This window comes from Pseudomonas sp. 20-5 (assembly GCF_056782835.1).
Genome location: NZ_CM165584.1, coordinates 715,062 through 740,453, shown reverse-complemented (window position 1 = coordinate 740,453; position 25,392 = coordinate 715,062). Strand labels below are relative to the sequence as shown.

Sequence of the window (25,392 nt, the reverse complement as noted above, 5' to 3'; positions counted from 1 at the left end):
TTAACCCTCCACACGCAGCAGGTAGTAGGCCTTGTTGATCATGCCGCGGTTCTCAGGAGTGTCCTGAACTTCGACGGTATGATTGATGCGACGCAGGCCGAGACCCTTGACGCAAGCCTTGTGGTTGGCCAGACGGCCGTTCAGGCTCTTGACCAGAGTGACTTTGACAGTTGCCATGGTTAGAGAATCTCCTCGACGCTCTTGCCACGCTTGGCCGCTACTGCTTCCGGAGCCTGCATGTTCTTCAGGCCCTTGAAGGTGGCGTAAACCACGTTCACCGGATTGGTGGAGCCATAGCACTTGGCCAGGACGTTCTGCACACCAGCCACTTCCAGAACGGCACGCATGGCGCCGCCGGCGATGATGCCGGTACCTTCCGAAGCCGGCTGCATGTACACCTTGGAGGCGCCATGGGCGGACTTGGTCGGATACTGCAGGGTGGTGCCGTTCAGATCGACTTGGATCATGTTGCGGCGAGCGGCTTCCATTGCTTTCTGGATGGCGGCCGGCACTTCACGCGCCTTGCCACGACCGAAACCAACGCGACCCTTGCCATCACCCACCACGGTCAGTGCGGTGAAAGCGAAGATACGGCCACCTTTTACGGTTTTGGCGACGCGGTTAACCTGAACCAGCTTCTCGATGTAGCCTTCGTCGCGCTTTTGCTCGTTGTTTGCCATAACTTAGAACTCCAGTCCGCCTTCACGAGCGGCATCAGCCAGCGCTTTCACACGGCCGTGGTACTTGAAGCCAGAACGATCGAACGCCACCTGGGTGACGCCGGCCGCTTTGGCGCGCTCGGCGACCAGTTGACCAACTTTCTTGGCTGCATCGATGTTGCCGGTGGCACCTTCGCGCAGGTCTTTGTCCAGGGTCGAGGCGCTGGCCAGGACCTTACCGCCGTCGGCCGCAATGACCTGGGCGTAAATGTGCTGGGAAGAGCGGTACACGCAGAGGCGTACGGTTTCCAGCTCGCGCATCTTCAGGCGTGCCTTGCGAGCGCGACGCAGACGGGTTTCTTTCTTGACGCTCATTTGCTATGCCCTACTTCTTCTTGGCTTCTTTACGACGGACGACTTCGTCGGCGTAACGCACGCCCTTGCCTTTGTAAGGCTCCGGCGGACGGAAGTCGCGAATTTCGGCAGCAACCTGACCGACCAGCTGCTTGTCGATACCCTTGATCAGGATATCGGTCTGGCTGGGGGTCTCAGCGACGATGCCGGCCGGCAGTTCGTAATCAACCGGATGGGAGAAGCCGAGGGACAGGGACAGCACTTGGCCCTTGGCCTGCGCTTTGTAACCAACGCCGACCAGCTGGAGCTTGCGCTCGAAGCCCTGGCTGACGCCGACTACCATGTTGTTCACCAGAGCACGGGTGGTACCAGCCATGGCGCGAGTCTGCTGGTCGCCGTTACGCGCAGCAAAACGCAGCTCACCGCTGTCCTGGATCACTTCGACCGAAGGATGGACCTTGAGCTCCAGAGCACCTTTGGCGCCCTTGATGGACAGTTGCTGACCAGCCAGTTTGATTTCAACGCCGGCAGGCAGCTTGACGGGGTTCTTAGCAACGCGAGACATGCTGATTCCCCTTAGAACACAGTGCAGAGCACTTCGCCGCCAACACCAGCAGCACGGGCAGCACGATCGGTCATCACACCTTTGTTGGTGGAGACGATCGACACACCGAGGCCGCCACGAACTTTCGGCAGTTGCTCAACGGATTTGTACTGACGCAGGCCAGGACGGCTGATGCGCTTGACCTCTTCGATGACAGGCTTGCCTTCGAAGTACTTCAGTTCGATGGACAGCTGGGGTTTTACTTCCGAGCTGATCTGGAAATCCGCAATATAGCCTTCGTCCTTCAGGACTTTGGCTACCGCCGCTTTCAGTTTCGAGGACGGCATGCTTACGACGGTCTTTTCAGCCATCTGGGCATTACGGATGCGAGTTAGCATGTCTGCTAACGGGTCCTGCATACTCATGGGCTTAACGCTCCTGATACAAAAGAATAAGCCTTCAACTTCAATTCGCCCATAAACGCCAGGCGAAACAAACCCAGGCTCAGGGGAGCCGGGTATTCTAGAGATCACGCCAAAACGAATCAAGCCCCATGAGGGGCTTGATTCGATGTCGCGATCAACGGTGCCGACTGGCGACACCGTTCGCTGCGATTACCAGCTGGCTTTCACCAGACCCGGTACGTCGCCGCGCATGGCGGCTTCGCGCAGCTTGTTACGGCTCAGGCCGAACTTGCGGTAGAAGCCGTGCGGACGACCGGTCAGGCGGCAACGGTTACGCAGGCGGCTGGCGCTGGCGTCACGCGGTTGCTTCTGCAGGGCGACCTGGGCATTCCAACGCTCTTCCGCAGAGGAGTTCGGATTAGCGATGATCGCTTTCAGCTCGGCACGCTTCTTGGCGTACTTGGCTACCGTCAGCTGACGCTTCAGCTCGCGGTTCTTCATGCTCTCTTTAGCCATGTTCCTACTCCAATCAGTTACGGAACGGGAATTTGAAAGCACGCAGCAGGGCGCGACCTTCGTCATCCGTACGAGCGGTGGTGGTCAGGGTGATGTCCAGGCCACGCAGCGCATCGATCTTGTCGTAATCGATTTCCGGGAAGATGATCTGCTCTTTCACGCCCATGCTGTAGTTGCCGCGACCATCGAAGGACTTGGCATTCAGGCCGCGGAAGTCACGCACGCGCGGCAGGGAGATGGACAGCAGACGATCCAGGAACTCGTACATCCGGTCGCTACGCAGGGTGACCTTGACGCCGATCGGCCAGCCTTCACGGATCTTGAAGCCTGCGATGGACTTACGAGCGTAAGTCACGACCGGCTTCTGACCAGTGATCTTTTCCAGATCGGCTACGGCGTTCTCGATGATCTTCTTGTCACCGACCGCCTCGCCAAGACCCATGTTCAGGGTGATTTTGGTAACGCGCGGAACTTCCATCACGTTCGCCAGCTGAAGCTCTTCTTTCAGCTTGGGCGCGATTTCCTTCCGATAAATTTCTTTCAATCGTGCCATGGTGATCTACCTAGCAGCCTCAAGCCTGAACCGGTTTCTGGGTCGACTTGAAGACACGAATTTTCTTACCGTCTTCTACCTTGAAGCCAACGCGGTCAGCCTTGCTGGTTTCAGTATTGAAGATGGCGACGTTGGAGACGTGCAGAGGCGCCTCCTTCTCGACGATACCGCCCTGTTGGCCGAGCATCGGATTGGGCTTGGTGTGGCGCTTGATCAGGTTCACCCCGCCGACGACCAGACGGTCGTCAGCGAGAACCTTCAGCACCTTGCCACGCTTGCCCTTGTCCTTGCCGGCAATGACGATTACTTCGTCGTCACGACGAATCTTTTGCATGACGGCTACTCCTTACAGCACTTCGGGGGCGAGCGAGACGATCTTCATGAACTTCTCGGTACGGAGTTCACGAGTCACTGGCCCAAAGATACGGGTGCCGATCGGCTCCTGCTTGTTGTTCAGCAGGACGGCGGCGTTGCCGTCGAAGCGGATGATGGAACCGTCGGTACGACGCACGCCGTGCTTGGTGCGAACGACCACGGCAGTCATGACCTGGCCCTTCTTCACTTTGCCGCGCGGAATCGCTTCCTTGACGGTGACCTTGATGATGTCGCCGATGCCGGCGTAACGGCGGTGGGAACCGCCGAGCACCTTGATGCACATCACACGACGCGCGCCGCTGTTGTCAGCGACATCGAGCATGGATTGAGTCTGAATCATATAATTTCTCCGACCCCTAGTCCTTAGACTTCCACCGCGCGTTCAACGATATCAACCAGGGTCCAGGCCTTGGTCTTGGCCAGCGGACGGGTTTCGCGAATGGTGACCAGGTCACCAATGCGGCACTGATTGGATTCGTCGTGTGCGTGCAGTTTGGTCGAACGCTTGACGTATTTGCCGTAGATCGGGTGCTTGACGCGACGCTCGATCAGTACGGTGACGGTCTTGTCCATTTTGTCGCTGACGACGCGGCCGGTCAGCGTACGGACGGTTTTCTGAGCTTCAGCCATGATCACTTACCTGCTTGCTGATTGAGCACAGTTTTAACGCGAGCGATGTCGCGCTTAACCTGCGAGAGCAGGTGAGACTGCCCCAACTGGCCAGTTGCTTTCTGCATGCGCAGATTGAACTGGTCGCGCAGCAGGCCGAGCAGTTGCTCGTTCAGCTGCTCAACGGATTTTTCACGAAGTTCATTCGCTTTCATCACATCACCGTCCGCTTAACAAAGGAGGTGGCGAGGGGCAGCTTTGCAGCAGCCAGGGCGAAAGCCTCACGCGCCAGCTCTTCGGAAACACCCTCGATCTCGTACAGGACCTTGCCCGGCTGGATCTGGGCTACCCAGTACTCGACCCCACCCTTACCTTTACCCATACGAACTTCGAGGGGCTTCTTGGTGACAGGCTTGTCAGGGAATACGCGGATCCAGATCTTGCCGCCACGCTTCACGTGACGGGTCAGCGCACGACGCGCGGACTCGATCTGACGAGCAGTAAGGCGGCCACGGCTAGTGGCCTTCAGTGCGTACTCACCGAAGCTGACCTTACTACCACGATGAGCCAGACCACGGTTGTGGCCGGTCATTTGTTTGCGGAACTTCGTACGCTTGGGTTGCAGCATTTGCGTACTCCTTACCTAGCAGCTTTTTTACGAGGAGCGGGTGCTACCGGCTTCAGCTCTTCCTGGCGGCCACCGATGACCTCGCCCTTGAAGATCCAAACCTTGACACCGATCACACCGTAAGTGGTGTGCGCTTCGTAGGTGGCATAGTCGATATCGGCGCGCAGGGTGTGCAGGGGCACACGACCTTCGCGATACCATTCGGTACGGGCGATTTCAGCCCCACCCAGACGACCGCTGACCTGAATCTTGATGCCCTTGGCACCAATGCGCATGGCGTTCTGTACGGCGCGCTTCATGGCGCGACGGAACATTACGCGACGCTCCAGCTGCTGGGCTACGCTCTGCGCAACCAGCATGGCATCGAGTTCCGGCTTGCGGATTTCCTCGATGTTGATGTGCACGGGCACACCCATTTGCTTGGTCAGGTCCTGGCGCAGTTTCTCAACATCTTCACCTTTCTTGCCGATCACGATGCCGGGACGAGCGGTGTGGATGGTGATGCGTGCGGTTTGAGCCGGACGATGAATATCGATACGGCTTACGGACGCGCTTTTTAGTTTGTCTTGGAGGTACTCACGCACCTTCAGGTCGGCAAACAGGTAATCCGCATAGTTCTTGCGGTCTGCGTACCAAACGGAGGTGTGCTCCTTGACGATACCCAGGCGAATGCCATTGGGATGTACTTTCTGACCCATCTGTCGACTCCGTTACTTGTCCGCAACCTTGACCGTGATATGGCAAGACCGCTTCACGATGCGATCAGCACGGCCTTTGGCACGCGGCATGATGCGCTTGAGCGAACGACCTTCGTTGACGAAGACGGTGGAGACCTTCAGGTCATCCACATCGGCGCCTTCGTTGTGCTCAGCGTTGGCAACGGCCGACTCCAGCACTTTCTTCATGATCTCGGCGGCTTTCTTACTGCTGAAAGCCAGGAGGTTGAGCGCTTCGCCCACCTTCTTCCCGCGGATCTGGTCGGCGACCAAGCGGGCTTTCTGGGCGGAGATACGAGCGCCCGACAGCTTAGCGGCTACTTCCATCTTCCTTACCCCTTAACGCTTGGCTTTCTTGTCCGCAGCATGCCCGCGGTAGGTGCGGGTAGCGGCGAACTCGCCCAGTTTGTGGCCGACCATGTCCTCGTTGACGAGAACCGGTACGTGTTGACGGCCGTTGTGCACGGCGATGGTCAGACCAACCATATGCGGCAGAATCATCGAACGACGCGACCAGGTCTTGATCGGCTTGCGGTCGTTCTTTTCCACCGCGACTTCGACCTTCTTCAACAGGTGAAGATCGATAAACGGACCTTTTTTCAGTGAACGTGGCACTGTGGTATCCCTCTATTTACTTGCGGCGGCGGACGATCATGTTATCGGTACGCTTGTTCGAGCGAGTCTTCTTACCCTTGGTCTGAAGACCCCACGGCGATACCGGATGACGACCAGCAGAGGTACGGCCTTCACCACCACCATGCGGGTGGTCGACCGGGTTCATCGCCACGCCGCGAACGGTCGGGCGAACACCACGCCAGCGCGTAGCACCGGCTTTACCCAGCGAACGCAGGCTGTGCTCGGAGTTCGAGACTTCGCCCAGGGTCGCACGGCACTCAGCCAGGACTTTACGCATTTCACCGGAGCGCAGACGCAGGGTTACGTACGCACCTTCACGCGCGACCAGCTGGGCGGAAGCGCCAGCGGAGCGAGCGATCTGAGCGCCTTTACCCGGCTTCAGCTCGATACCATGAACAGTGCTACCCACCGGGATGTTGCGCAGAGGCATGCTGTTGCCTGCCTTGATCGGCGCACCGATACCGGAGATCAGCTGGTCACCTGCAGCAACGCCCTTGGGGGCGATGATGTAGCGACGCTCGCCGTCTGCATACTTCAGCAGAGCGATGTGTGCAGTGCGGTTCGGATCGTATTCGACGCGCTCAACGATGGCAGGGATGCCATCCTTGTTGCGACGGAAGTCGACCAGACGGTAGTGCTGCTTGTGACCACCACCGATATGACGGGTGGTGATACGACCGTTGTTGTTACGGCCGCCAGACTTGGATTTCTTTTCCAGCAGCGGTGCGTAGGGAGCGCCTTTGTGCAGCTCCTGATTCACCACCTTGACGACAAAGCGACGACCAGCGGAAGTCGGTTTGCACTTAACGATTGCCATGATGCACCCCTTTACTCAGCGCTGGTGGCGAAATCGAGATCTTGGCCCGGCTGGAGAGCGATGTACGCTTTTTTCCAGTCGTTACGCTTGCCCAGACCGCGAGCGGTGCGCTTGGTCTTACCCTTGACGTTCAGGGTAGTGACGCGCTGTACCTTCACGCTGAACAGGCTTTCTACGGCCTTCTTGATTTCCAGCTTGGTTGCATCGGTGGCAACCTTGAAAACGAATTGGCTCTTGCCGTCCGCGAGACCCGTGGCTTTCTCGGAGATGTGCGGACCAAGCAGCACTTTGAATACGCGTTCCTGGTTCATCCCAGCAGCTCCTCGAACTTCTTCACGGCGGACACGGTGACCAGCACCTTGTCGTAGGCGATCAGGCTGACGGGGTCGGAACCTTGGACATCACGTACATCGACGTGCGCCAGGTTGCGCGCAGCGAGGTACAGGTTCTCGTCGACACCATCGGTCACGATCAGCACGTCTTTCAGACCCAGGGTGTCCAGCTTGGCAACCAGGCCCTTGGTTTTCGGTGCATCGACAGCGAAGTCGGCAACGACGACCAGACGGTCCAGACGAACGAGCTCGGCAAGGATGGAGCGCAGTGCTGCGCGGTACATCTTCTTGTTCAGCTTCTGTTCGTGGCTACGCGGTTTAGCGGCGAAAGTGGTGCCGCCCCCACGCCAGATGGGGCTACGGATGGTGCCAGCGCGAGCACGACCGGTGCCCTTCTGACGCCACGGCTTCTTGCCACCACCAGAGACTTCGGAGCGAGTCTTCTGCGCCTTGCTGCCCTGACGGCCGCCAGCCATGTAGGCCACGACTGCCTGGTGCACCAGGGTCTCGTTGAATTCGCCACCAAAGGTACGCTCGGAGACTTCGATAGCCTGAGCGCCGTTCACATTCAATTGCATCTCAGCTTCCCCCTTAACCGCGAGCCTTGGCTGCCGGACGCACGATCACATCACCGCCGGTAGCGCCGGGAACGGCACCCTTGACCAGCAGAAGATTGCGTTCAGCATCGACGCGCACGATCTCCAGGGATTGAACGGTTACCCGCTCCGCACCCAGATGACCGGACATTTTCTTGCCCTTGAACACTCGACCAGGAGTCTGGCACTGGCCGATGGAACCCGGGACGCGGTGGGAAACGGAGTTACCGTGGGTGTTATCCTGACCACGGAAGTTCCAGCGCTTGATGGTGCCCGCGAAGCCCTTACCCTTGGACTCGCCGGTAACGTCTACCATCTGGCCTGCCTGGAACAGATCGACAGTGATCTGGTCACCAGCGGCATACTGCTCTTCGCCCAGACGGAATTCCCACACGCCGCGACCGGCGGCGACATTCGCCTTGGCAAAGTGACCAGCTTGCGCTTTGGTAACGCGAGAAGCACGACGCTCGCCGGCGGTGACTTGCACTGCACGGTAGCCATCGGTTTCTTCAGTCTTGAACTGGGTGACGCGATTCGGCTCGACCTCGATGACCGTAACCGGAATAGAGACACCTTCCTCGGTGAAAATGCGGGTCATGCCGCATTTACGACCGACAACACCAATTGTCATGTTGTAAACCTCTTGAGTGTACGGGGCTTTCACCCGCTATGGCCGCCCATTTCAGAGCGTTACACGACCAATGCCGAAGGCATTAGCCGAGGCTGATCTGTACTTCAACGCCTGCAGCAAGATCGAGCTTCATCAGCGCATCGACGGTTTTATCCGTCGGCTGGACGATGTCCAGTACACGCTTATGTGTACGAATTTCGTACTGATCACGCGCATCTTTGTTGACGTGCGGAGAGATCAGCACGGTGAAACGTTCCTTGCGGGTCGGCAGAGGGATTGGACCACGCACCTGAGCACCAGTACGTTTCGCGGTTTCCACGATTTCCTGGGTTGATTGATCGATCAGGCGATGGTCAAAAGCCTTCAACCGAATCCGGATTTGTTGGTTTTGCATTTGACCTCAGACTCCAATTTACCATTCCCAACGGACGGACTACGCCCGTTAAAAGGAGGCGCAATTGTACGGATGCCCCCACAGGGTGTCAATATTTAACCAACGAACGAAAAAAGGGGCCCCGGAGGGCCCCTTTTCTGATGGCAGGATCAGCGATTACTCGATGATCTTGGCAACCACGCCGGCGCCAACGGTACGGCCGCCTTCGCGGATCGCGAAGCGCAGGCCATCTTCCATGGCGATCGGAGCGATCAGGGTGACAACCATCTTGATGTTGTCGCCCGGCATTACCATCTCTACGCCTTCCGGCAGTTCGCAGTTACCGGTCACGTCGGTGGTACGGAAGTAGAACTGCGGACGGTAGCCCTTGAAGAACGGGGTGTGACGACCACCTTCTTCCTTGGACAGCACGTACACTTCGCACTCGAACTTGGTGTGCGGCTTGATGGTGCCCGGCTTGGCCAGTACCTGGCCACGCTCTACGTCTTCACGCTTGGTGCCACGCAGCAGGATACCAACGTTCTCACCAGCACGACCTTCGTCGAGCAGCTTGCGGAACATTTCAACGCCGGTGCAGGTGGTCTTGGTGGTCGCCTTGATGCCGACGATTTCCACTTCTTCCTGGACCTTGATGATGCCGCGCTCTACACGACCGGTTACCACGGTACCGCGGCCGGAGATCGAGAACACGTCTTCGATCGGCATCAGGAACGGCTGGTCGATGGCACGAACCGGCTCCGGAATGTAGGAGTCCAGGGTCTCTACCAGCTTCTGCACGGCGCTTACGCCGATGCCGTTGTCATCCTTGCCTTCCAGCGCCATCAGCGCGGAACCGATGATGATCGGAGTGTCGTCGCCCGGGAAGTCGTAGGTGTTCAGCAGATCGCGAACTTCCATCTCGACCAGTTCCAGCAGCTCGGCGTCGTCGACCATGTCGGCCTTGTTCAGGAACACGACGATGTAGGGAACGCCTACCTGGCGGGACAGCAGGATGTGCTCGCGGGTCTGCGGCATGGGGCCGTCGGCAGCCGAGCAAACCAGGATCGCGCCGTCCATCTGGGCAGCACCGGTGATCATGTTCTTCACGTAGTCGGCGTGACCGGGGCAGTCAACGTGGGCGTAGTGACGAACAGCGGAATCGTATTCAACGTGCGAGGTGTTGATGGTGATACCGCGGGCCTTTTCTTCCGGCGCGTTGTCGATCTGATCGAAAGCACGAGCGGAACCACCCCAGGTGTCGGAGCAGACCTTGGTCAGTGCAGCGGTCAGAGTGGTCTTGCCATGGTCAACGTGACCGATGGTGCCGACGTTGACGTGCGGTTTGTTACGTTCGAATTTTTCCTTAGCCACGACAGTAAACCTCTTACTTAAAGGGCTGAATCAACCTTGTTTTTTAACCAGCGCTTCGACGATGTTCGACGGAGCTTCGGCGTATTTGGAGAATTCCATGGAGTAGCTCGCGCGACCCTGGGACATGGAACGCACGTCGGTCGCATAACCGAACATCTCACCCAGCGGAACCTCGGCACGAATAACCTTACCGGAAACCGTGTCCTCCATCCCCTGAATCAGACCACGACGACGGTTCAGGTCGCCCATCACGTCACCCATGTAGTCCTCAGGAGTCACCACCTCTACCTTCATGATCGGCTCGAGCACCTTGCCGCCGCCCTTCTGGGCCAGCTGCTTGGTCGCCATGGAAGCAGCGATCTTGAACGCCATCTCGTTGGAGTCGACGTCATGGTAGGAACCATCGAAAACGGTAGCCTTCAGGCCGATGAGCGGATAGCCGGCAACGACGCCGTTCTTCATCTGCTCTTCGATACCCTTCTGGATCGCCGGGATGTATTCCTTCGGAACCACACCGCCCACGACTTCGTTCTCGAACACCAGGCCTTCGGTGATGTTGCCCTTCTCGTCCACGTCCGCGGCCGAGAAACGGATCCAGCAATGACCGAACTGACCGCGACCACCGGACTGGCGAACGAACTTGCCTTCGATCTCCACGTTGTCCTTGGTGATGGTCTCACGGTAGGCAACCTGCGGCTTGCCGATGTTGGCCTCAACGCCGAACTCGCGCTTCATGCGGTCGACGATGATGTCCAGGTGCAGCTCGCCCATGCCGGAGATGATGGTCTGACCGGACTCTTCGTCGGTCTTGACACGGAACGACGGGTCTTCCTGGGCCAGCTTGCCGAGGGCGATACCCATCTTCTCCTGGTCAGCCTTGGTCTTCGGCTCTACAGCGACCGAGATTACCGGCTCGGGGAAGTCCATGCGCTCGAGGATGATCGGCTTCTCGATCGAGCACAGGGTGTCACCGGTGGTGACGTCCTTCATGCCGATCAGGGCAGCGATGTCGCCTGCGCGCACTTCCTTGATCTCTTCACGCTGGTTGGCGTGCATCTGCACCATCCGACCGACGCGCTCTTTCTTGCCTTTCACCGAGTTCAGGACGGAGTCGCCGGAACTCAGGACGCCGGAGTAAACGCGGGCGAAGGTCAGGGTACCGACGAACGGGTCGGTAGCGATCTTGAACGCCAGGGACGAGAACGGTTCGTTGTCGTCGGCATGACGCTCGTCTTCGACGGTCTCGTCGTCCGGGCTGACGCCCTTGATCGCAGGGATCTCGGTCGGAGCCGGGAGGTAGTCGATGACGGCATCGAGAACCAGCGGAACGCCCTTGTTCTTGAACGAGGAACCGCAGACGGCCGGAACGATCTCGCACGCCAGGGTGCGCAGACGCAGGCCTTCCTTGATCTCGGCTTCGGAGAGCTCGCCCTCTTCGAGGTACTTGTTCATCAGCTCTTCGTTGGCTTCGGCCGCAGCCTCGACCATGCTGGAACGCCACTCTTCGGCCAGGTCCTTGAGCTCCGCAGGAATTTCTTCCTCGCGGTAGGTCATGCCCTTGTCGTCATCGTTCCAGTAGATGGCCTTCATCTTGATCAGGTCGACCTGACCAACGAAGTTCTCTTCAGCGCCGATGGCGAGCTGGACCGGAACCGGGGTATGACCCAGGCGCTTCTTGATCTGCTCGACGACGCGCAGGAAGTTCGCGCCCTGGCGGTCCATCTTGTTGACGTAGACGATGCGCGGTACGCCGTACTTGTTGGCCTGACGCCATACGGTTTCCGACTGCGGCTCTACGCCGGAGGTGCCACAGAACACCACGACAGCGCCGTCCAGTACACGCAGGGAACGCTCCACCTCGATGGTGAAGTCTACGTGGCCGGGGGTGTCGATGACGTTTACGCGATAGTTGTCGTACTGACCGCGCGAGCCCTTCCAGAAGGTGGTAACGGCAGCGGAGGTAATGGTGATACCGCGCTCCTGCTCCTGCACCATCCAGTCGGTGGTCGCAGCGCCGTCATGCACTTCGCCCAGCTTGTGGTTGACGCCGGTATAGAACAGAACCCGCTCCGTGGTGGTGGTCTTGCCCGCGTCAACGTGGGCACAGATACCGATATTACGGTAGCGGTTGATGGGTGTAGTACGGGCCACAATAAGGTCCTCGGGGGTTGGGCAGCGCGATTAGAACCGGTAGTGCGAGAAGGCCTTGTTGGCCTCTGCCATACGGTGCACGTCTTCACGCTTCTTGACTGCTGCGCCCTTGCCTTCAGCGGCATCCAGCAGCTCGCCAGCCAGGCGCAGAGCCATGGACTTCTCGCCACGCTTGCGGGCGAAGTCCACCAGCCAACGCATGGCCAGGGCATTACGACGGGACGGACGGACTTCGACCGGAACCTGGTAAGTCGCACCACCTACGCGGCGGGACTTCACTTCGACCAGCGGAGCGATGGCATCGAGAGCTTTTTCGAAGGTTTCCAGGGGATCGGCCTTGCCGCGTTCCTTCACCTTGTCCAGCGCACCGTAAACGATACGCTCGGCAACGGCTTTCTTGCCGCTTTCCATCACGTGGTTCATGAACTTGGCCAGGATCTGGCTTCCGTATTTCGGATCAGCCAGCACTTCACGCTTGGCCGCTACACGACGTCTTGGCATTGATAAGCCCTCAAACGGTCTTCAGGTTAGCCCGGGACCATAACAGTCAAGTTACGCCCGACCTTACTCTTATCGACTCAGATAAATATAAAAACGCTATTACTTCGGACGCTTGGCGCCGTACTTCGAACGACCCTGCTTACGGTCTTTGACACCCGAGGTGTCCAGCGAACCGCGCACGGTGTGGTAACGCACACCCGGAAGGTCCTTTACACGACCGCCACGGATCAGCACTACGCTGTGCTCTTGCAGGTTGTGACCTTCACCACCGATGTACGAGGAAACCTCGAAACCGTTGGTCAGACGTACACGGCATACCTTACGCAGTGCCGAGTTCGGCTTTTTCGGCGTGGTGGTGTATACGCGGGTGCATACGCCACGACGTTGCGGGCAGTTCTGCAGCGCAGGCACGTCGCTCTTGTCGACCATGCGCTTGCGCGGCTTACGCACCAGCTGGTTGATAGTTGCCATCTATAGCTCCACTGATTGTCTTACGACACACAAACGAAATGACAGAGCATGCGCCCTGCCAATTTTCGGGGTACAAAATAGTAAAGAGGTTCTTGTACACCGTCAAGACAAAGCCCCGGCTATCGGGATAGCCGGGGCTTGTCGTTGATGCTTAGTTACCGCTCGAGTTCAGCGCTTCGGTCAGTGCGGCTTCCGCCTCGCTGGCACTCACACGCTGCGGCTTGCCGAGGTCGCGCTGACGCTTGCGCTCGCTGTGGTAAGCCAGACCGGTACCGGCCGGGATCAGGCGACCCACGACCACGTTCTCTTTCAGACCACGCAGGAAGTCGCGCTTGCCGGTGACCGCCGCCTCGGTGAGGACGCGGGTGGTCTCCTGGAACGACGCCGCGGAAATGAACGACTCGGTCGACAGGGAAGCCTTGGTGATACCCAGCAGAACGCGCTCGTACTTGGCCGGGAACTTGTCCTCGGTACCGAGCTGTTCGTTCTCTTCCAGCACCTGGGTGAGTTCCACCTGGTCGCCTTTGATGAAGCTGGAGTCGCCGGACTCGCTGACTTCGACCTTGCGCAGCATCTGACGCAGGATGGTCTCGATGTGCTTGTCGTTGATCTTCACGCCCTGCAGACGGTAGACGTCCTGGATCTCGTTGACGATGTACTTCGCCAGCGAGCTCACGCCCAGCAGGCGCAGGATGTCGTGCGGGTTGCTCGGACCGTCGGAGATGACTTCGCCGCGGTTCACCTGTTCGCCTTCGAACACGTTCAGGTGACGCCACTTCGGAATCAGCTCCTCGTACGGATCGCTGCCATCGTTCGGCGTGATGACCAGGCGGCGCTTGCCCTTGGTCTCCTTGCCGAAGGAGATGGTGCCGCTGATTTCCGCCAGGATCGAAGGCTCTTTCGGACGACGAGCCTCGAACAGGTCGGCAACGCGCGGCAGACCACCGGTGATGTCACGGGTCTTCGAGGTTTCCTGCGGGATACGCGCGACAACGTCACCGATGCTCACCTTGGCGCCGTCGGTCAGGTTGACCAGGGCGTTGGCCGGCAGGAAGTACTGCGCCGGTACGTCGGTACCCGGCAGCAGCAGGTCCTTGCCCGCGGCATCGATCAGCTTCACGGCCGGACGGATGTCCTTGCCGGCAGCCGGACGGTCCTTCGGATCCATCACTTCGATGTTGGTCAGGCCGGTCAGTTCGTCGGTCTGACGCTTGACGGTGATGCCCTCTTCCATGCCCACGAAGGCCACGGTACCGTCCACCTCGGTGACGATCGGGTGGGTGTGCGGGTCCCACTTGGCGACGATAGCGCCCGGGTCGACCTTGTCACCTTCCTTGACCGAGATCACCGCACCGTACGGCAGCTTGTAGCGCTCGCGCTCGCGACCGAAGTCGTCGGCAACCGCCAGTTCGCCGGAACGGGAAACCGCGACCAGCGCGCCGTCGGCACGAACCACATGCTTCAGGTTGTGCAGGCGGATGGTGCCGCCGTTCTTCACCTGGACGTTGTCGGCCGCGGAGGTCCGGCTGGCCGCACCACCGATGTGGAAGGTACGCATGGTCAGCTGGGTGCCCGGCTCACCGATGGACTGGGCAGCGATGACACCGACCGCCTCGCCGATGTTGACGCGATGGCCACGGGCCAGGTCGCGGCCGTAGCACATGGCGCAGATGCCATGACGGGTTTCGCAGGTGATCGGGGAACGCACCACCACTTCGTCGACGCTCATCACTTCGAGGAAGTCGACCCACTTCTCGTCGATCAGGGTGCCGGCCGGCACGATGACCTCGTCGCTGCCCGGCTTGAACACGTCGCGCGCGATCACACGGCCGAGCACGCGCTCGCCGAGCGGTTCGACCACGTCGCCGCCTTCGATGTGCGGCGACATCAGCAGGCCGTGCTCGGTACCGCAATCGATCTCGGTCACTACCAGATCCTGGGCCACGTCGACCAGACGACGGGTCAGGTAACCGGAGTTCGCGGTCTTCAGCGCGGTATCCGCCAGACCCTTACGAGCACCGTGGGTGGAGATGAAGTACTGGAGTACGTTCAGGCCTTCCCGGAAGTTCGCGGTGATCGGGGTCTCGATGATCGAGCCGTCCGGCTTGGCCATCAGGCCACGCATACCTGCCAGCTGACGGATCTGGGCCGCGGAGCCCCGCGCACCCGAGTCAGCCATCATGTACATGGAGTTGAAGGACTCCTGGTCGACTTCCTTGCCCTCGCGATCGACGACCTTCTCTTTCGAGAGGTTGGCCATCATCGCCTTGGACACTTCGTCGTTGGCCTTCGACCACAGGTCGATCACCTTGTTGTACTTCTCGCCCTGGGTTACCAGGCCGGAGGCGTACTGGCTCTCGATCTCCTTCACTTCGTCGGTGGCGGCGTTGATGATCCGCGCCTTCTCGTCCGGGATGACGAAGTCGTTGACGCCGATGGACACGCCGGAAATGGTCGAGTAGGCGAAACCGGTGTACATCAGCTGGTCGGCGAAGATGACGGTGTCCTTCAGACCCACCACGCGATAGCAGTGGTTGATCAGCTTGGAGATCGCCTTCTTCTTCATCGACTGGTTGACCACGTCGAACGGCAGGCCGGCCGGAACGACCTGGAACAGCAGCGCGCGACCGACGGTGGTGTCGACGATACGGGTATTGGCGGTCAGTTGGCCGTCTTCACCCTTGATCTTTTCGTTGATGCGCACTTTTACGCGAGCGTGCAGGGACGCCTGGCCGCTGCGGTAGGCGCGGTCGACTTCCTGCAGGTCGGCGAAGGCCATGCCCTCGCCCTTCGCGTTGATCGCTTCACGGGTCATGTAGTACAGACCCATTACCACGTCCTGCGACGGAACGATGATCGGCTCGCCGTTGGCGGGCGACAGGATGTTGTTGGTGGACATCATCAGCGCGCGCGCTTCCAGCTGGGCCTCGAGGGTCAGCGGAACGTGGACGGCCATCTGGTCACCGTCGAAGTCGGCGTTGTACGCGGCGCAGACCAGCGGGTGCAGCTGGATCGCCTTGCCTTCGATGAGGACCGGCTCGAACGCCTGGATGCCCAGACGGTGCAGGGTCGGCGCACGGTTCAGGAGAACCGGATGCTCGCGGATGACTTCGGCGAGAACGTCCCAGACCTCGGGCAGCTCGCGCTCGACCATTTTCTTGGCGGCCTTGATGGTGGTGGCCATACCACGACCTTCCAGCTTGCCGAAAATGAACGGCTTGAACAGCTCCAGGGCCATCTTCTTCGGCAGACCGCACTGGTGCAGGCGCAGGGTCGGGCCCACGGTGATCACGGAACGACCGGAGTAGTCCACGCGCTTGCCGAGCAGGTTCTGACGGAAGCGACCTTGCTTGCCCTTGATCATGTCGGCCAGCGACTTCAGCGGACGCTTGTTCGAGCCGGTGATGGCGCGACCGCGACGGCCGTTGTCGAGCAGGGCGTCGACGGCTTCCTGCAGCATGCGCTTTTCGTTGCGCACGATGATGTCCGGAGCAGCCAGGTCGAGCAGGCGCTTCAGACGGTTGTTACGGTTGATCACCCGACGATACAGGTCGTTCAGGTCGGAAGTCGCGAAGCGACCGCCATCCAGCGGAACCAGCGGACGCAGGTCCGGCGGCAGCACCGGCAGGACGGTCAGGACCATCCACTCAGGCTTGTTGCCGGAGCCCTGGAAGGCTTCCATCAGCTTCAGGCGCTTGGACAGCTTCTTGATCTTGGTTTCCGAGTTGGTCTGCGGAATCTCTTCGCGCAGGCGGCCGATCTCGTGCTCCAGGTCGATGGCGTTGAGCAGTTCGTGAACGGCTTCGGCGCCCATGCGAGCATCGAAATCGTCACCGAACTCTTCGAGGGCCTCGAAGTATTGCTCGTCGTTCAGCAGCTGGCCCTTTTCCAGGGTGGTCATGCCCGGATCGATCACCACGTAGCTCTCGAAATAGAGCACGCGCTCGATATCGCGCAGGGTCATGTCCAGCAGCAGGCCGATACGGGACGGCAGCGACTTCAGGAACCAGATGTGGGCAACCGGCGAAGCCAGCTCGATGTGGCCCATGCGCTCGCGGCGCACCTTGGCCAGGGCGACTTCCACGCCGCACTTCTCGCAGATCACACCGCGGTGCTTGAGGCGCTTGTACTTGCCGCACAGGCACTCGTAATCCTTCACCGGGCCGAAGATCTTGGCGCAGAACAGGCCGTCGCGCTCCGGCTTGAAGGTACGGTAGTTGATGGTTTCCGGCTTTTTAACTTCGCCGAAAGACCAGGAACGAATCATCTCGGGCGAAGCCAGGCCAATACGGATGGCATCGAACTCTTCGATTTGACCCTGGTTTTTCAACAGATTAAGCAAGTCTTTCAAGGCCTTTCCTCCTCACGGACCCGGTGCGACCGGCCTTGACCAGCCGCACCGTCTAGCGTCACGTGTTATTCGGTTTCCAGTTCGATGTCGATGCCGAGCGAACGGATCTCTTTGATCAGAACGTTGAAGGACTCGGGCATGCCCGCCTCCATGCGGTGATCGCCGTCCACGATGTTCTTGTACATCTTGGTCCGGCCGTTCACGTCGTCCGACTTGACCGTCAGCATTTCCTGCAGGGTGTACGCCGCGCCATAGGCTTCCAGCGCCCACACCTCCATCTCACCGAAGCGCTGACCACCGAACTGTGCCTTACCACCCAGCGGCTGCTGGGTAACCAGGCTGTACGAGCCGGTGGAACGGGCGTGCATCTTGTCGTCCACCAGGTGGTTCAGCTTGAGCATGTACATGTAGCCGACGGTGGTCGGACGCTCGAACTGGTTGCCGGTACGGCCGTCGAACAGACGCATCTGGCCGCTTTCCGGCAGGTCGGCCAGCTTCAGCATGGCCTTGATCTCGCGTTCCTTGGCGCCATCGAACACCGGGGTCGCCATCGGTACGCCACCGCGCAGGTTCTTGGCCAGCGCGAGGATCTCGTTGTCGCCCAGCTCGTCGAGGTTTTCCTCGCGACCGCCGATCTCGTTGTAGATCTCGTGCAGGAACTTACGCAGTTCGGCGACCTTGCGCTGCTCTTCGAGCATGCGGTTGATCTTCTCGCCCAGCCCCTTGGCCGCGAGGCCCAGGTGGGTTTCGAGGATCTGACCGACGTTCATACGCGACGGTACGCCCAGCGGGTTGAGGACGATGTCGACCGGGGTGCCGTTGGCATCGTGCGGCATGTCTTCCACCGGCATGATCACCGAGACCACACCCTTGTTACCGTGACGGCCGGCCATCTTGTCGCCCGGCTGGATGCGACGCTTGATCGCCAGGTAGACCTTGACGATCTTCAGCACGCCCGGAGCCAGGTCGTCGCCCTGCTGCAGCTTGCGCTTCTTGTCCTCGAACTTGTCGTCCAGGAGCTGGCGACGATCGCTGATGTAGGCCTGGGCCTTCTCCAGCTGTTCGTTCAGGGCGTCGTCGGCCATGCGCAGCTTGAACCACTGGCCGCGCTCGAGACCGTCGAGGTAATCGTCGGTGATCTCCGTGCCCTTCTTCAGCGCCGGGCCACCTTCAGCCTTGGCACCGACCAGGGCGGCACGCAGACGCTCGAAGGTCGCGCCTTCGACGATGCGGAACTCTTCGTTCAGGTCCTTGCGGATCTGGTCGAGTTGCATCTTCTCGATGGACAGCGCGCGGGAATCGCGCTCGACGCCGTCGCGGGTGAAGACCTGAACGTCGATGACGGTACCCTTGGTGCCGGTCGGCACACGCAGGGAGGTGTCCTTCACGTCGGACGCCTTCTCACCGAAGATCGCGCGCAGCAGCTTCTCTTCCGGAGTCAGCTGGGTCTCGCCTTTCGGAGTGACCTTGCCGACCAGGATGTCGCCGGCCTGCACTTCGGCGCCGACGTAGACGATACCGGCTTCGTCCAGCTTGTTCAGCGCGGCCTCGCCCACGTTCGGGATGTCCGCGGTGATTTCCTCTGGGCCGAGCTTGGTGTCACGAGCGACGCAGGTCAGTTCCTGGATGTGGATCGTGGTGAAACGATCTTCCTGGACCACGCGCTCGGACAGGCAGATGGAGTCTTCGAAGTTGAAGCCGTTCCAGGGCATGAACGCTACGCGCATGTTCTGGCCCAGGGCCAGTTCGCCCATGTCGGTGGACGGACCGTCGGCCAGGATGTCGCCGCGCGCGACCACGTCACCCTTGCTCACCAGCGGACGCTGGTTGATGCAGGTGTTCTGGTTGGAACGGGTGTACTTGGTCAGGTTGTAGATGTCGACACCCGCTTCGCCGGTCTCGACTTCGTCATCCGCCACGCGAACCACGACACGGCTGGCATCGACCGAGTCGATCACACCGCCACGGCGAGCCACGACGCAGACGCCGGAGTCGCGCGCCACGTTGCGCTCCATGCCGGTACCCACCAGCGGCTTGTCGGCACGCAGGGTCGGCACGGCCTGACGCTGCATGTTCGAGCCCATGAGTGCGCGGTTGGCGTCATCGTGCTCGAGGAACGGAATCAGCGAGGCAGCGACGGAAACGACCTGCTTCGGCGAAACATCCATCAGGGTCACGTCTTCCGGCGCCTTCACGGTGAATTCGTTCAGGTGACGCACGGCCACCAGCTCGTCCACCAGTTGACCCTTCTCGTTGAGGGTCGCCGAAGCCTGGGCGATGACGTGGTCGGCTTCTTCGATCGCCGACAGGAACACGATCTCGTCGGTTACCAGGCTGTCCTTGACCACGCGGTACGGGCTCTCGAGGAAGCCGTACTTGTTGGTGCGGGCGTAGGTCGCCAGGGAGTTGATCAGACCGATGTTCGGACCTTCAGGGGTTTCGATCGGGCACACGCGGCCGTAGTGGGTCGGGTGTACGTCACGAACCTCGAAGCCCGCACGCTCACGGGTCAGACCGCCCGGGCCGAGCGCGGAGACGCGGCGCTTGTGGGTGATCTCGGAAAGCGGGTTGTTCTGGTCCATGAACTGCGACAGCTGGCTCGAACCGAAGAACTCCTTGATCGCGGCAGCCACCGGCTTGGCGTTGATCAGGTCCTGCGGCATCAGGCCTTCGCTTTCGGCCATGGACAGGCGTTCCTTGACCGCGCGCTCGACACGCACCAGGCCCACGCGGAACTGGTTCTCGGCCATTTCGCCGACGCAACGGACGCGACGGTTGCCCAGGTGGTCGATGTCATCGACGATGCCCTTGCCGTTACGGATGTCGACGAGGGTCTTGAGCACATCGATGATGTCTTCCTTGCTCAGGACGCCCGGACCTTCGATCTCGGTACGACCGATACGGCGGTTGAACTTCATCCGGCCTACGGCCGACAGGTCGTAACGCTCGGCGCTGAAGAACAGATTGCCGAACAGGGTCTCGGCAGCTTCCTTGGTCGGCGGCTCGCCCGGACGCATCATCCGGTAGATCTCGACCAGGGCTTCCAGCTGGTTGCTGGTGTTGTCGATCTTCAGGGTGTCGGAGATGAACGGACCGCAGTCGATGTCGTTGGTGTACAGGGTCTCGATGCGCACGACCTGGGCCTTGGCCACCTTGGCCAGGAGGTCGAGGGTCAGCTCGGTGTTGCACTCGGCGATGATCTCGCCGGTAGCCGGATGCACGATCGCCTTGGCGATGGTACGGCCGATCAGGTAGTCGAACGGCACTTCCAGCTGGCTCACGCCAGCCTTTTCCAGCTGGTTGATGTGGCGGGCAGTGATACGACGCCCCTGCTCCACGATCACCTTGCCGCTGCCATCCTTGATGTCGATGCTCGCGACTTCACCGCGCAGGCGCTGCGGGACCAGTTCCAGGTTCAGGGTCTCGCCCTTGATGTGGAAGACGTTGGTCGCGTAGAAGGCGTTGAGGATCTCTTCCGTGCTGTAGCCGAGCGCGCGCAGCAGTACCGAGGCCGGCAGCTTGCGGCGACGGTCGATACGGACGAACACGCAGTCCTTCGGATCGAACTCGAAGTCCAGCCAGGAACCGCGGTAAGGAATGATCCGCGCGGAGTACAGCAGCTTGCCGGAGCTGTGGGTCTTGCCACGGTCGTGGTCGAAGAACACGCCCGGGGAACGGTGCAGCTGGGAGACGATGACACGCTCGGTACCGTTGATGATGAAGGTACCGTTCTCGGTCATCAGGGGGATTTCCCCCATGTAGACTTCTTGTTCCTTGATGTCCTTGATCGCCTTGTTCGACGATTCGCGGTCGAAGATGATCAGGCGAACTTTCACGCGCAGCGGTACGGCGAAGGTCACGCCGCGCAGCACGCACTCCTTGACATCGAATGCCGGCTCACCCAGACGGTAGCCGACGTATTCCAGGGCAGCATTGCCGGAATAGCTGATAATCGGGAAAACGGACTTGAAGGCCGCGTGCAGACCGATATCGCGGAACTGCTCCTTGGTTGCGCCAGCCTGCAGGAATTCGCGATAGGAATCCAGCTGGATGGCCAGCAAATACGGCACATCCATGACGTCCGGCAACTTGCTAAAGTCCTTGCGGATACGTTTTTTCTCAGTGTATGAGTAAGCCATCAGCGTTCCCCAGCTTGGTCACCTGCTTGTTTGGCGTCTCCGACGGGAGCAGCCGGAAAATCTTGCAGACCCCTTGGCCTGCATTGCCCACTCGGGGCACTTTCACGTCGTGGGTGGAACGCCCGAGGCGAGTCCACCCAGAACGGAAAAAGGCCGGTGGCAAAAGCCACCAGCCATCAGCCTTTCGCTTGACGCTCGGGCTGTAGACGCAAGGTCGTCGCTTACTTGAGCTCGACTTTGGCGCCTGCTTCTTCCAGGGCTTTCTTGGCGGCTTCGGCTTCTTCTTTCGAAGCGCCTTCCTTCACCACGCCCGGAGCGCCGTCTACGACGGCCTTGGCTTCTTTCAGACCCAGACCGGTCAGTTCGCGAACGACCTTGATCACGTTCACTTTCTTGTCGCCAGCTTCGGCCAGGACGATGGTGAACTCGGTCTGCTCTTCGGCAGCGGCAGCAGCCGGGCCAGCAGCGGCAACGGTAGCGGCAGCAGCGGTAACGCCGAACTTCTCTTCCATCGCCTTGATCAGTTCGACCACTTGCATGACGGACATTTCGGATACGGCGTTGATGATGTCTTCGTTGGTCAGAGCCATGACTCTAATTCCTGTATTGGGGGACGGCCTGCGGCCATCGTATTAAACAAATAAGATTGAAAGCGCTTGCGAGCCGACTTAGGCGGCAGCAGCTTCTTTCTGGTCGCGAATGGCCGCCAGAGTACGAGCCAGCTTGCTGGTAGCGCCCTGAATCACGCTCATCAGCTGCGATACGGCTTCGTCGTAGGTCGGCAGGCTTGCCAGTACGTCGATCTGATTGGCTGCGAGGAACTGACCCTCGAAGGCAGCCGCCTTGATCTCGAACTTGTCCTGACCCTTGGCGAACTCACGGAAGATACGAGCGGCAGCGCCCGGATGTTCGTTGGAGAAAGCGATCAGGGTCGGGCCTTTGAACACGTCGTTGAGCACGTCGAACTGGGTGCCTTCAACGGCGCGCTTGAGCAGGGTGTTACGTACGACTTTCACGTACACACCAGCTTCGCGGGCCTCTTTACGGAGTCCGGTCATGGCGCCTACGGTCACGCCACGGGCATCGGCCACGACAGCGGACAGGGCAGCTTTGGCAGCCTCGTTGACTTCAGCGACGATGGCCTTCTTGTCTTCGAGTTTAATTGCCACGGGTTTACTCCTGGATGTTACCGTTTCGTCCAGCCGGGGCCGGACGTCGTTTTGGTGTCTGATTCGGTAACCGAATCGGGAGCACCATCTGCGTAGGCTTGTGGTTTAAGGCTTGCGCCACCTACGGTCTTGGATAGCCCCCGCCAGGCAGGGACCCCAATACCTGTGCAGCGGGCAGAACCCGCTGCACGATTTCACTTAGGCTTCCAGGGAAGCCAGGTCGATCTGCAGGCCCGGACCCATGGTGGTGCTCAGGGTCACGCGCTTGACGTACACGCCTTTCGACGAGGACGGCTTCAGGCGCTTCAGGTCAGCCAGCAGCGCTTCAACGTTCTGCTGCAGCTTGGCCGGCTCGAAATCGACCTTACCGACGGAGCTGTGGATGATGCCGTTCTTGTCGGTACGGAAACGTACCTGACCAGCCTTGGCATTCTTCACGGCGGTAGCGACGTCCGGAGTCACGGTGCCGACTTTCGGGTTCGGCATCAGACCACGCGGGCCGAGGATCTGGCCCAGCTGGCCGACGACACGCATGGCATCCGGGGAAGCGATGACGACGTCGTAGTTCAGGTCGCCGCCTTTCATTTCGGCAGCCAGTTCGTCCATGCCCACCTTGTCGGCGCCGGCAGCCAGAGCGGCTTCGGCAGCCGGACCCTGGGTGAAGACGGCAACGCGGACGCTCTTGCCGGTGCCGTTCGGCAGGACGGTGGCGCCACGAACGACCTGGTCGGATTTACGCGGATCGACGCCGAGGTTCACGGCAACGTCCACGGACTCCTTGAACTTGATGGTGGACAGCTCGGCCAGCAGCTTGGCGGCCTCTTCGAAGCTGTACTGCTTGCCGGCAACTACTTTCTCGGCAATCGCCTTCTGGCGCTTGGTCAGCTTAGCCATTACACACCCTCCACGTTCAGGCCCATGCTGCGCGCGGAGCCAGCGATGGTACGTACAGCAGCGTCCAGATCAGCAGCGGTCAGGTCAGCCTGCTTGGTCTTGGCGATCTCTTCCAGCTGGGCACGGGTAACGGTGCCGACTTTCTGGGAGTTCGGACGAGCGGAGCCGCTGGTGATGCCAGCTGCTTTTTTCAGCAGGACGGCAGCCGGGGTGCTCTTGGTTTCGAAGGTGAAGCTACGGTCGCTGTAAACGGTGATGATCACAGGAGTCGGCAGGCCCGGCTCTTGGCCTTGGGTCTTGGCGTTGAACGCCTTGCAGAATTCCATGATGTTCACGCCGTGCTGACCCAGGGCAGGGCCGACCGGCGGCGACGGGTTGGCCTGACCGGCCTTTACTTGCAGCTTGATATAAGCCTGGATTTTCTTAGCCATTTGCTACTCCAAATTCGGGTACAAGCGCCTGAAGGCTCCCCGGTTGCTTTCGCGTTTATCCCAGTGACGACAAAACCCCGCAGCCTTGGGCTGCGGGGTGAGGGATGCGTTTTCAGCTAGACCTTTTCGACCTGACTGAACTCCAGCTCCACCGGGGTAGAGCGGCCAAAGATGAGCACGGCCACTTGGATCCGGCTCTTCTCGTAGTTAACTTCTTCGACGACACCATTGAAGTCGGCGAAAGGACCATCGATGACACGAACGGTCTCGCCCGGCTCGAACAGGGTCTTCGGCTTGGGCTTGTCGCCGCTATCGGCCACGCGACGCAGGATTGCATCAGCCTCACGATCGGTGATCGGAGCCGGCTTGTCGGCAGTCCCGCCGATGAAGCCCATGACACGCGGGGTATCCTTCACCAGGTGCCAGGTACCTTCGTTCATTTCCATCTGAACCAGCACATAGCCAGGGAAGAATTTGCGCTCGCTCTTGCGCTTCTGGCCGTTCCGCATCTCCACCACTTCTTCGGTGGGAACCAGAATCTCGCCGAACTCTTCTTCCATGCCAGCAAGCTTGACACGCTCGATCAGCGAGCGCATGACATGCTTCTCGTAGCCCGAGTATGCATGCACAACGTACCAACGCTTAGCCACGGCGCACCCTTAACCTACAATCATGGAAACCAACCAACCCAGCAGGGAATCGAGCCCCCACAGCAGCAGCGCCATTACCAGCACTACCGCGACCACGATCAGCGTGGTCTGAGTTGTTTCTTGACGACTCGGCCATACGACCTTGCGAATCTCGACGCGCGCTTCCTTAGCAAGACTAAAGAAGGCCTGCCCCTTGGCCGTTTGCAGAGCCAGGAAAGCAGCGATCACCGCCAGAACGAGAATACCGAGAACGCGATACAGGATTGGTTGAGCCGAAAAGTACTGATTGCCCACAACGGCAACCACAACCAGAACGGCAACCAAGAGCCATTTCAAGAGATCAAAACGTGATTCTTTGGCTTCTGCCTTGGCATTCATCTGTTAGGAATCTCGTGAAGAAAAGCCAGATTTACTTGGGAAATCTGGCAGGCCAGGAGGGAATCGAACCCCCAACCTGCGGTTTTGGAGACCGCCGCTCTGCCAATTGAGCTACTGGCCTGAAGCAAAATCAGGCCGACCAT

32 protein-coding genes and 1 tRNA gene are annotated in these 25,392 nt (G+C 59.9%); all 33 read right to left on the bottom strand.

Going from position 1 to position 25,392, the window contains the following annotated elements:
* The 33 genes from rpmD to AC1RB9_RS03400 all read right to left on the bottom strand — a co-directional run bounded on the left by rpmD (nt 1) and on the right by AC1RB9_RS03400 (nt 25,370).
* Entirely contained in the window at nt 1-177 is a 177-nt protein-coding gene (gene rpmD, locus AC1RB9_RS03560) for a 50S ribosomal protein L30 (RefSeq protein ID WP_003093696.1), read from the bottom strand.
* 2 nt (nt 178-179) lie between these two features.
* Nucleotides 180-680 (bottom strand): 30S ribosomal protein S5, encoded by a 501-nt coding sequence (rpsE, locus tag AC1RB9_RS03555; RefSeq protein WP_003093697.1) that lies wholly within the window; start codon nt 678-680, stop codon nt 180-182.
* 3 nt (nt 681-683) lie between these two features.
* Nucleotides 684-1,034 carry a 50S ribosomal protein L18 gene (gene rplR, locus AC1RB9_RS03550; protein WP_003093698.1) on the bottom strand — a complete coding sequence of 117 codons (351 nt, stop codon included), beginning with the start codon at nt 1,032-1,034 and terminating at the stop codon, nt 684-686.
* Nucleotides 1,035-1,044: 10 nt separating this feature from the next.
* A complete protein-coding gene (gene rplF / locus AC1RB9_RS03545; RefSeq protein WP_003093699.1) occupies nt 1,045-1,578 on the bottom strand; it encodes a 50S ribosomal protein L6 in 534 nt (177 codons plus the stop codon).
* A gap of 11 nt (nt 1,579-1,589) precedes the next feature.
* Nucleotides 1,590-1,982 carry a 30S ribosomal protein S8 gene (gene rpsH / locus AC1RB9_RS03540; RefSeq protein WP_003093700.1) on the bottom strand — a complete coding sequence of 131 codons (393 nt, stop codon included), beginning with the start codon at nt 1,980-1,982 and terminating at the stop codon, nt 1,590-1,592.
* Between the two features lie 189 nt (nt 1,983-2,171).
* Nucleotides 2,172-2,477 carry a 30S ribosomal protein S14 gene (rpsN, locus tag AC1RB9_RS03535; protein ID WP_003093701.1) on the bottom strand — a complete coding sequence of 102 codons (306 nt, stop codon included), beginning with the start codon at nt 2,475-2,477 and terminating at the stop codon, nt 2,172-2,174.
* A 13-nt stretch (nt 2,478-2,490) separates the two neighbouring features.
* Nucleotides 2,491-3,030 carry a 50S ribosomal protein L5 gene (rplE, locus tag AC1RB9_RS03530; protein WP_003093703.1) on the bottom strand — a complete coding sequence of 180 codons (540 nt, stop codon included), beginning with the start codon at nt 3,028-3,030 and terminating at the stop codon, nt 2,491-2,493.
* Between the two features lie 19 nt (nt 3,031-3,049).
* Complete coding sequence (gene rplX, locus AC1RB9_RS03525) at nt 3,050-3,364, bottom strand: 50S ribosomal protein L24 (RefSeq protein ID WP_003093711.1); 315 nt, start codon at nt 3,362-3,364, stop codon at nt 3,050-3,052.
* A 12-nt stretch (nt 3,365-3,376) separates the two neighbouring features.
* Nucleotides 3,377-3,745, bottom strand: coding sequence for a 50S ribosomal protein L14 (rplN, locus tag AC1RB9_RS03520; RefSeq protein ID WP_003093714.1), 369 nt, complete (start codon nt 3,743-3,745; stop codon nt 3,377-3,379).
* Nucleotides 3,746-3,768: 23 nt separating this feature from the next.
* Complete coding sequence (gene rpsQ / locus AC1RB9_RS03515) at nt 3,769-4,035, bottom strand: 30S ribosomal protein S17 (protein ID WP_003093717.1); 267 nt, start codon at nt 4,033-4,035, stop codon at nt 3,769-3,771.
* Nucleotides 4,036-4,037: 2 nt separating this feature from the next.
* Nucleotides 4,038-4,229, bottom strand: coding sequence for a 50S ribosomal protein L29 (gene rpmC, locus AC1RB9_RS03510; RefSeq protein ID WP_003093720.1), 192 nt, complete (start codon nt 4,227-4,229; stop codon nt 4,038-4,040).
* On the bottom strand, nt 4,229-4,642 hold the full coding sequence (gene rplP, locus AC1RB9_RS03505; protein WP_003093723.1) for a 50S ribosomal protein L16: 414 nt from the start codon (nt 4,640-4,642) through the stop codon (nt 4,229-4,231). Before rplP ends, rpmC begins: the two co-directional genes overlap by 1 nt.
* Before the next feature lie 11 nt (nt 4,643-4,653).
* Complete coding sequence (gene rpsC / locus AC1RB9_RS03500; protein ID WP_003093727.1) at nt 4,654-5,340, bottom strand: 30S ribosomal protein S3; 687 nt, start codon at nt 5,338-5,340, stop codon at nt 4,654-4,656.
* A 12-nt stretch (nt 5,341-5,352) separates the two neighbouring features.
* Entirely contained in the window at nt 5,353-5,685 is a 333-nt protein-coding gene (gene rplV / locus AC1RB9_RS03495) for a 50S ribosomal protein L22 (RefSeq protein ID WP_003103908.1), read from the bottom strand.
* A 12-nt stretch (nt 5,686-5,697) separates the two neighbouring features.
* Nucleotides 5,698-5,973: a 30S ribosomal protein S19 gene (gene rpsS / locus AC1RB9_RS03490; protein WP_003093734.1), complete on the bottom strand. Its 276-nt coding sequence runs from the start codon at nt 5,971-5,973 to the stop codon at nt 5,698-5,700.
* Nucleotides 5,974-5,989: 16 nt separating this feature from the next.
* Entirely contained in the window at nt 5,990-6,811 is an 822-nt protein-coding gene (gene rplB, locus AC1RB9_RS03485; RefSeq protein WP_003103878.1) for a 50S ribosomal protein L2, read from the bottom strand.
* Between the two features lie 11 nt (nt 6,812-6,822).
* Complete coding sequence (rplW, locus tag AC1RB9_RS03480; protein ID WP_003093736.1) at nt 6,823-7,122, bottom strand: 50S ribosomal protein L23; 300 nt, start codon at nt 7,120-7,122, stop codon at nt 6,823-6,825.
* Nucleotides 7,119-7,721, bottom strand: coding sequence for a 50S ribosomal protein L4 (gene rplD / locus AC1RB9_RS03475; protein WP_003093737.1), 603 nt, complete (start codon nt 7,719-7,721; stop codon nt 7,119-7,121). Before rplD ends, rplW begins: the two co-directional genes overlap by 4 nt.
* Before the next feature lie 13 nt (nt 7,722-7,734).
* Nucleotides 7,735-8,370 carry a 50S ribosomal protein L3 gene (rplC, locus tag AC1RB9_RS03470; protein ID WP_003103877.1) on the bottom strand — a complete coding sequence of 212 codons (636 nt, stop codon included), beginning with the start codon at nt 8,368-8,370 and terminating at the stop codon, nt 7,735-7,737.
* Between the two features lie 82 nt (nt 8,371-8,452).
* The gene (gene rpsJ, locus AC1RB9_RS03465; RefSeq protein ID WP_003103876.1) at nt 8,453-8,764 is read right to left on the bottom strand and encodes a 30S ribosomal protein S10; all 312 of its coding nucleotides are present in this window, start codon (nt 8,762-8,764) and stop codon (nt 8,453-8,455) included.
* 156 nt (nt 8,765-8,920) lie between these two features.
* Nucleotides 8,921-10,114, bottom strand: a complete 1,194-nt coding sequence (gene tuf, locus AC1RB9_RS03460; RefSeq protein WP_003115146.1) for an elongation factor Tu — start codon at nt 10,112-10,114, stop codon at nt 8,921-8,923.
* A 30-nt stretch (nt 10,115-10,144) separates the two neighbouring features.
* Complete coding sequence (gene fusA / locus AC1RB9_RS03455; protein WP_003093741.1) at nt 10,145-12,265, bottom strand: elongation factor G; 2,121 nt, start codon at nt 12,263-12,265, stop codon at nt 10,145-10,147.
* A 30-nt stretch (nt 12,266-12,295) separates the two neighbouring features.
* Nucleotides 12,296-12,766, bottom strand: a complete 471-nt coding sequence (rpsG, locus tag AC1RB9_RS03450; RefSeq protein ID WP_003093742.1) for a 30S ribosomal protein S7 — start codon at nt 12,764-12,766, stop codon at nt 12,296-12,298.
* Between the two features lie 99 nt (nt 12,767-12,865).
* The gene (rpsL, locus tag AC1RB9_RS03445) at nt 12,866-13,237 is read right to left on the bottom strand and encodes a 30S ribosomal protein S12 (protein ID WP_003093744.1); all 372 of its coding nucleotides are present in this window, start codon (nt 13,235-13,237) and stop codon (nt 12,866-12,868) included.
* A 151-nt stretch (nt 13,238-13,388) separates the two neighbouring features.
* Complete coding sequence (gene rpoC / locus AC1RB9_RS03440) at nt 13,389-17,588, bottom strand: DNA-directed RNA polymerase subunit beta' (protein WP_003093745.1); 4,200 nt, start codon at nt 17,586-17,588, stop codon at nt 13,389-13,391.
* Nucleotides 17,589-17,653: 65 nt separating this feature from the next.
* On the bottom strand, nt 17,654-21,727 hold the full coding sequence (gene rpoB / locus AC1RB9_RS03435; protein ID WP_003093746.1) for a DNA-directed RNA polymerase subunit beta: 4,074 nt from the start codon (nt 21,725-21,727) through the stop codon (nt 17,654-17,656).
* Between the two features lie 221 nt (nt 21,728-21,948).
* Entirely contained in the window at nt 21,949-22,317 is a 369-nt protein-coding gene (gene rplL / locus AC1RB9_RS03430; protein WP_003093747.1) for a 50S ribosomal protein L7/L12, read from the bottom strand.
* Between the two features lie 78 nt (nt 22,318-22,395).
* Nucleotides 22,396-22,896 (bottom strand): 50S ribosomal protein L10, encoded by a 501-nt coding sequence (gene rplJ, locus AC1RB9_RS03425; RefSeq protein ID WP_003093748.1) that lies wholly within the window; start codon nt 22,894-22,896, stop codon nt 22,396-22,398.
* A 198-nt stretch (nt 22,897-23,094) separates the two neighbouring features.
* Nucleotides 23,095-23,790: a 50S ribosomal protein L1 gene (rplA, locus tag AC1RB9_RS03420; RefSeq protein ID WP_003093749.1), complete on the bottom strand. Its 696-nt coding sequence runs from the start codon at nt 23,788-23,790 to the stop codon at nt 23,095-23,097.
* Complete coding sequence (gene rplK, locus AC1RB9_RS03415) at nt 23,790-24,221, bottom strand: 50S ribosomal protein L11 (protein WP_003093751.1); 432 nt, start codon at nt 24,219-24,221, stop codon at nt 23,790-23,792. Before rplK ends, rplA begins: the two co-directional genes overlap by 1 nt.
* 116 nt (nt 24,222-24,337) lie before the next feature.
* Nucleotides 24,338-24,871 (bottom strand): transcription termination/antitermination protein NusG, encoded by a 534-nt coding sequence (gene nusG / locus AC1RB9_RS03410; RefSeq protein WP_003108028.1) that lies wholly within the window; start codon nt 24,869-24,871, stop codon nt 24,338-24,340.
* Nucleotides 24,872-24,880: 9 nt separating this feature from the next.
* The gene (gene secE / locus AC1RB9_RS03405) at nt 24,881-25,249 is read right to left on the bottom strand and encodes a preprotein translocase subunit SecE (RefSeq protein ID WP_003108030.1); all 369 of its coding nucleotides are present in this window, start codon (nt 25,247-25,249) and stop codon (nt 24,881-24,883) included.
* A gap of 45 nt (nt 25,250-25,294) precedes the next feature.
* Nucleotides 25,295-25,370, bottom strand: a tRNA-Trp gene (locus AC1RB9_RS03400).
* Between the last annotated feature and the right edge of the window lie 22 nt (nt 25,371-25,392).

What these genes read in the sequence shown, in the direction of transcription:
- rpsH (WP_003093700.1), bottom strand. Translation starts at nt 1,982, where the DNA reads ATGAGTATGCAGGACCCGTTAGCAGACATGCTAACTCGCATCCGTAAT.
- rplP (WP_003093723.1), bottom strand. Translation starts at nt 4,642, where the DNA reads ATGCTGCAACCCAAGCGTACGAAGTTCCGCAAACAAATGACCGGCCAC.
- rpsC (WP_003093727.1), bottom strand. Translation starts at nt 5,340, where the DNA reads ATGGGTCAGAAAGTACATCCCAATGGCATTCGCCTGGGTATCGTCAAG.
- rpsJ (WP_003103876.1), bottom strand. Translation starts at nt 8,764, where the DNA reads ATGCAAAACCAACAAATCCGGATTCGGTTGAAGGCTTTTGACCATCGC.
- rpsL (WP_003093744.1), bottom strand. Translation starts at nt 13,237, where the DNA reads ATGGCAACTATCAACCAGCTGGTGCGTAAGCCGCGCAAGCGCATGGTC.
- rpsE (WP_003093697.1), bottom strand. Translation starts at nt 680, where the DNA reads ATGGCAAACAACGAGCAAAAGCGCGACGAAGGCTACATCGAGAAGCTG.
- rplV (WP_003103908.1), bottom strand. Translation starts at nt 5,685, where the DNA reads ATGGAAGTAGCCGCTAAGCTGTCGGGCGCTCGTATCTCCGCCCAGAAA.
- rpsG (WP_003093742.1), bottom strand. Translation starts at nt 12,766, where the DNA reads ATGCCAAGACGTCGTGTAGCGGCCAAGCGTGAAGTGCTGGCTGATCCG.
- rpmC (WP_003093720.1), bottom strand. Translation starts at nt 4,229, where the DNA reads ATGAAAGCGAATGAACTTCGTGAAAAATCCGTTGAGCAGCTGAACGAG.
- rplK (WP_003093751.1), bottom strand. Translation starts at nt 24,221, where the DNA reads ATGGCTAAGAAAATCCAGGCTTATATCAAGCTGCAAGTAAAGGCCGGT.
- rplD (WP_003093737.1), bottom strand. Translation starts at nt 7,721, where the DNA reads ATGCAATTGAATGTGAACGGCGCTCAGGCTATCGAAGTCTCCGAGCGT.
- rplA (WP_003093749.1), bottom strand. Translation starts at nt 23,790, where the DNA reads ATGGCTAAGCTGACCAAGCGCCAGAAGGCGATTGCCGAGAAAGTAGTT.
- rplC (WP_003103877.1), bottom strand. Translation starts at nt 8,370, where the DNA reads ATGACAATTGGTGTTGTCGGTCGTAAATGCGGCATGACCCGCATTTTC.
- rplF (WP_003093699.1), bottom strand. Translation starts at nt 1,578, where the DNA reads ATGTCTCGCGTTGCTAAGAACCCCGTCAAGCTGCCTGCCGGCGTTGAA.
- rplE (WP_003093703.1), bottom strand. Translation starts at nt 3,030, where the DNA reads ATGGCACGATTGAAAGAAATTTATCGGAAGGAAATCGCGCCCAAGCTG.
- rplL (WP_003093747.1), bottom strand. Translation starts at nt 22,317, where the DNA reads ATGGCTCTGACCAACGAAGACATCATCAACGCCGTATCCGAAATGTCC.
- rpmD (WP_003093696.1), bottom strand. Translation starts at nt 177, where the DNA reads ATGGCAACTGTCAAAGTCACTCTGGTCAAGAGCCTGAACGGCCGTCTG.
- rplN (WP_003093714.1), bottom strand. Translation starts at nt 3,745, where the DNA reads ATGATTCAGACTCAATCCATGCTCGATGTCGCTGACAACAGCGGCGCG.
- rplW (WP_003093736.1), bottom strand. Translation starts at nt 7,122, where the DNA reads ATGAACCAGGAACGCGTATTCAAAGTGCTGCTTGGTCCGCACATCTCC.
- rplR (WP_003093698.1), bottom strand. Translation starts at nt 1,034, where the DNA reads ATGAGCGTCAAGAAAGAAACCCGTCTGCGTCGCGCTCGCAAGGCACGC.
- rplX (WP_003093711.1), bottom strand. Translation starts at nt 3,364, where the DNA reads ATGCAAAAGATTCGTCGTGACGACGAAGTAATCGTCATTGCCGGCAAG.
- secE (WP_003108030.1), bottom strand. Translation starts at nt 25,249, where the DNA reads ATGAATGCCAAGGCAGAAGCCAAAGAATCACGTTTTGATCTCTTGAAA.
- rplB (WP_003103878.1), bottom strand. Translation starts at nt 6,811, where the DNA reads ATGGCAATCGTTAAGTGCAAACCGACTTCCGCTGGTCGTCGCTTTGTC.
- rpsQ (WP_003093717.1), bottom strand. Translation starts at nt 4,035, where the DNA reads ATGGCTGAAGCTCAGAAAACCGTCCGTACGCTGACCGGCCGCGTCGTC.
- rpoB (WP_003093746.1), bottom strand. Translation starts at nt 21,727, where the DNA reads ATGGCTTACTCATACACTGAGAAAAAACGTATCCGCAAGGACTTTAGC.
- rpsN (WP_003093701.1), bottom strand. Translation starts at nt 2,477, where the DNA reads ATGGCTAAAGAGAGCATGAAGAACCGCGAGCTGAAGCGTCAGCTGACG.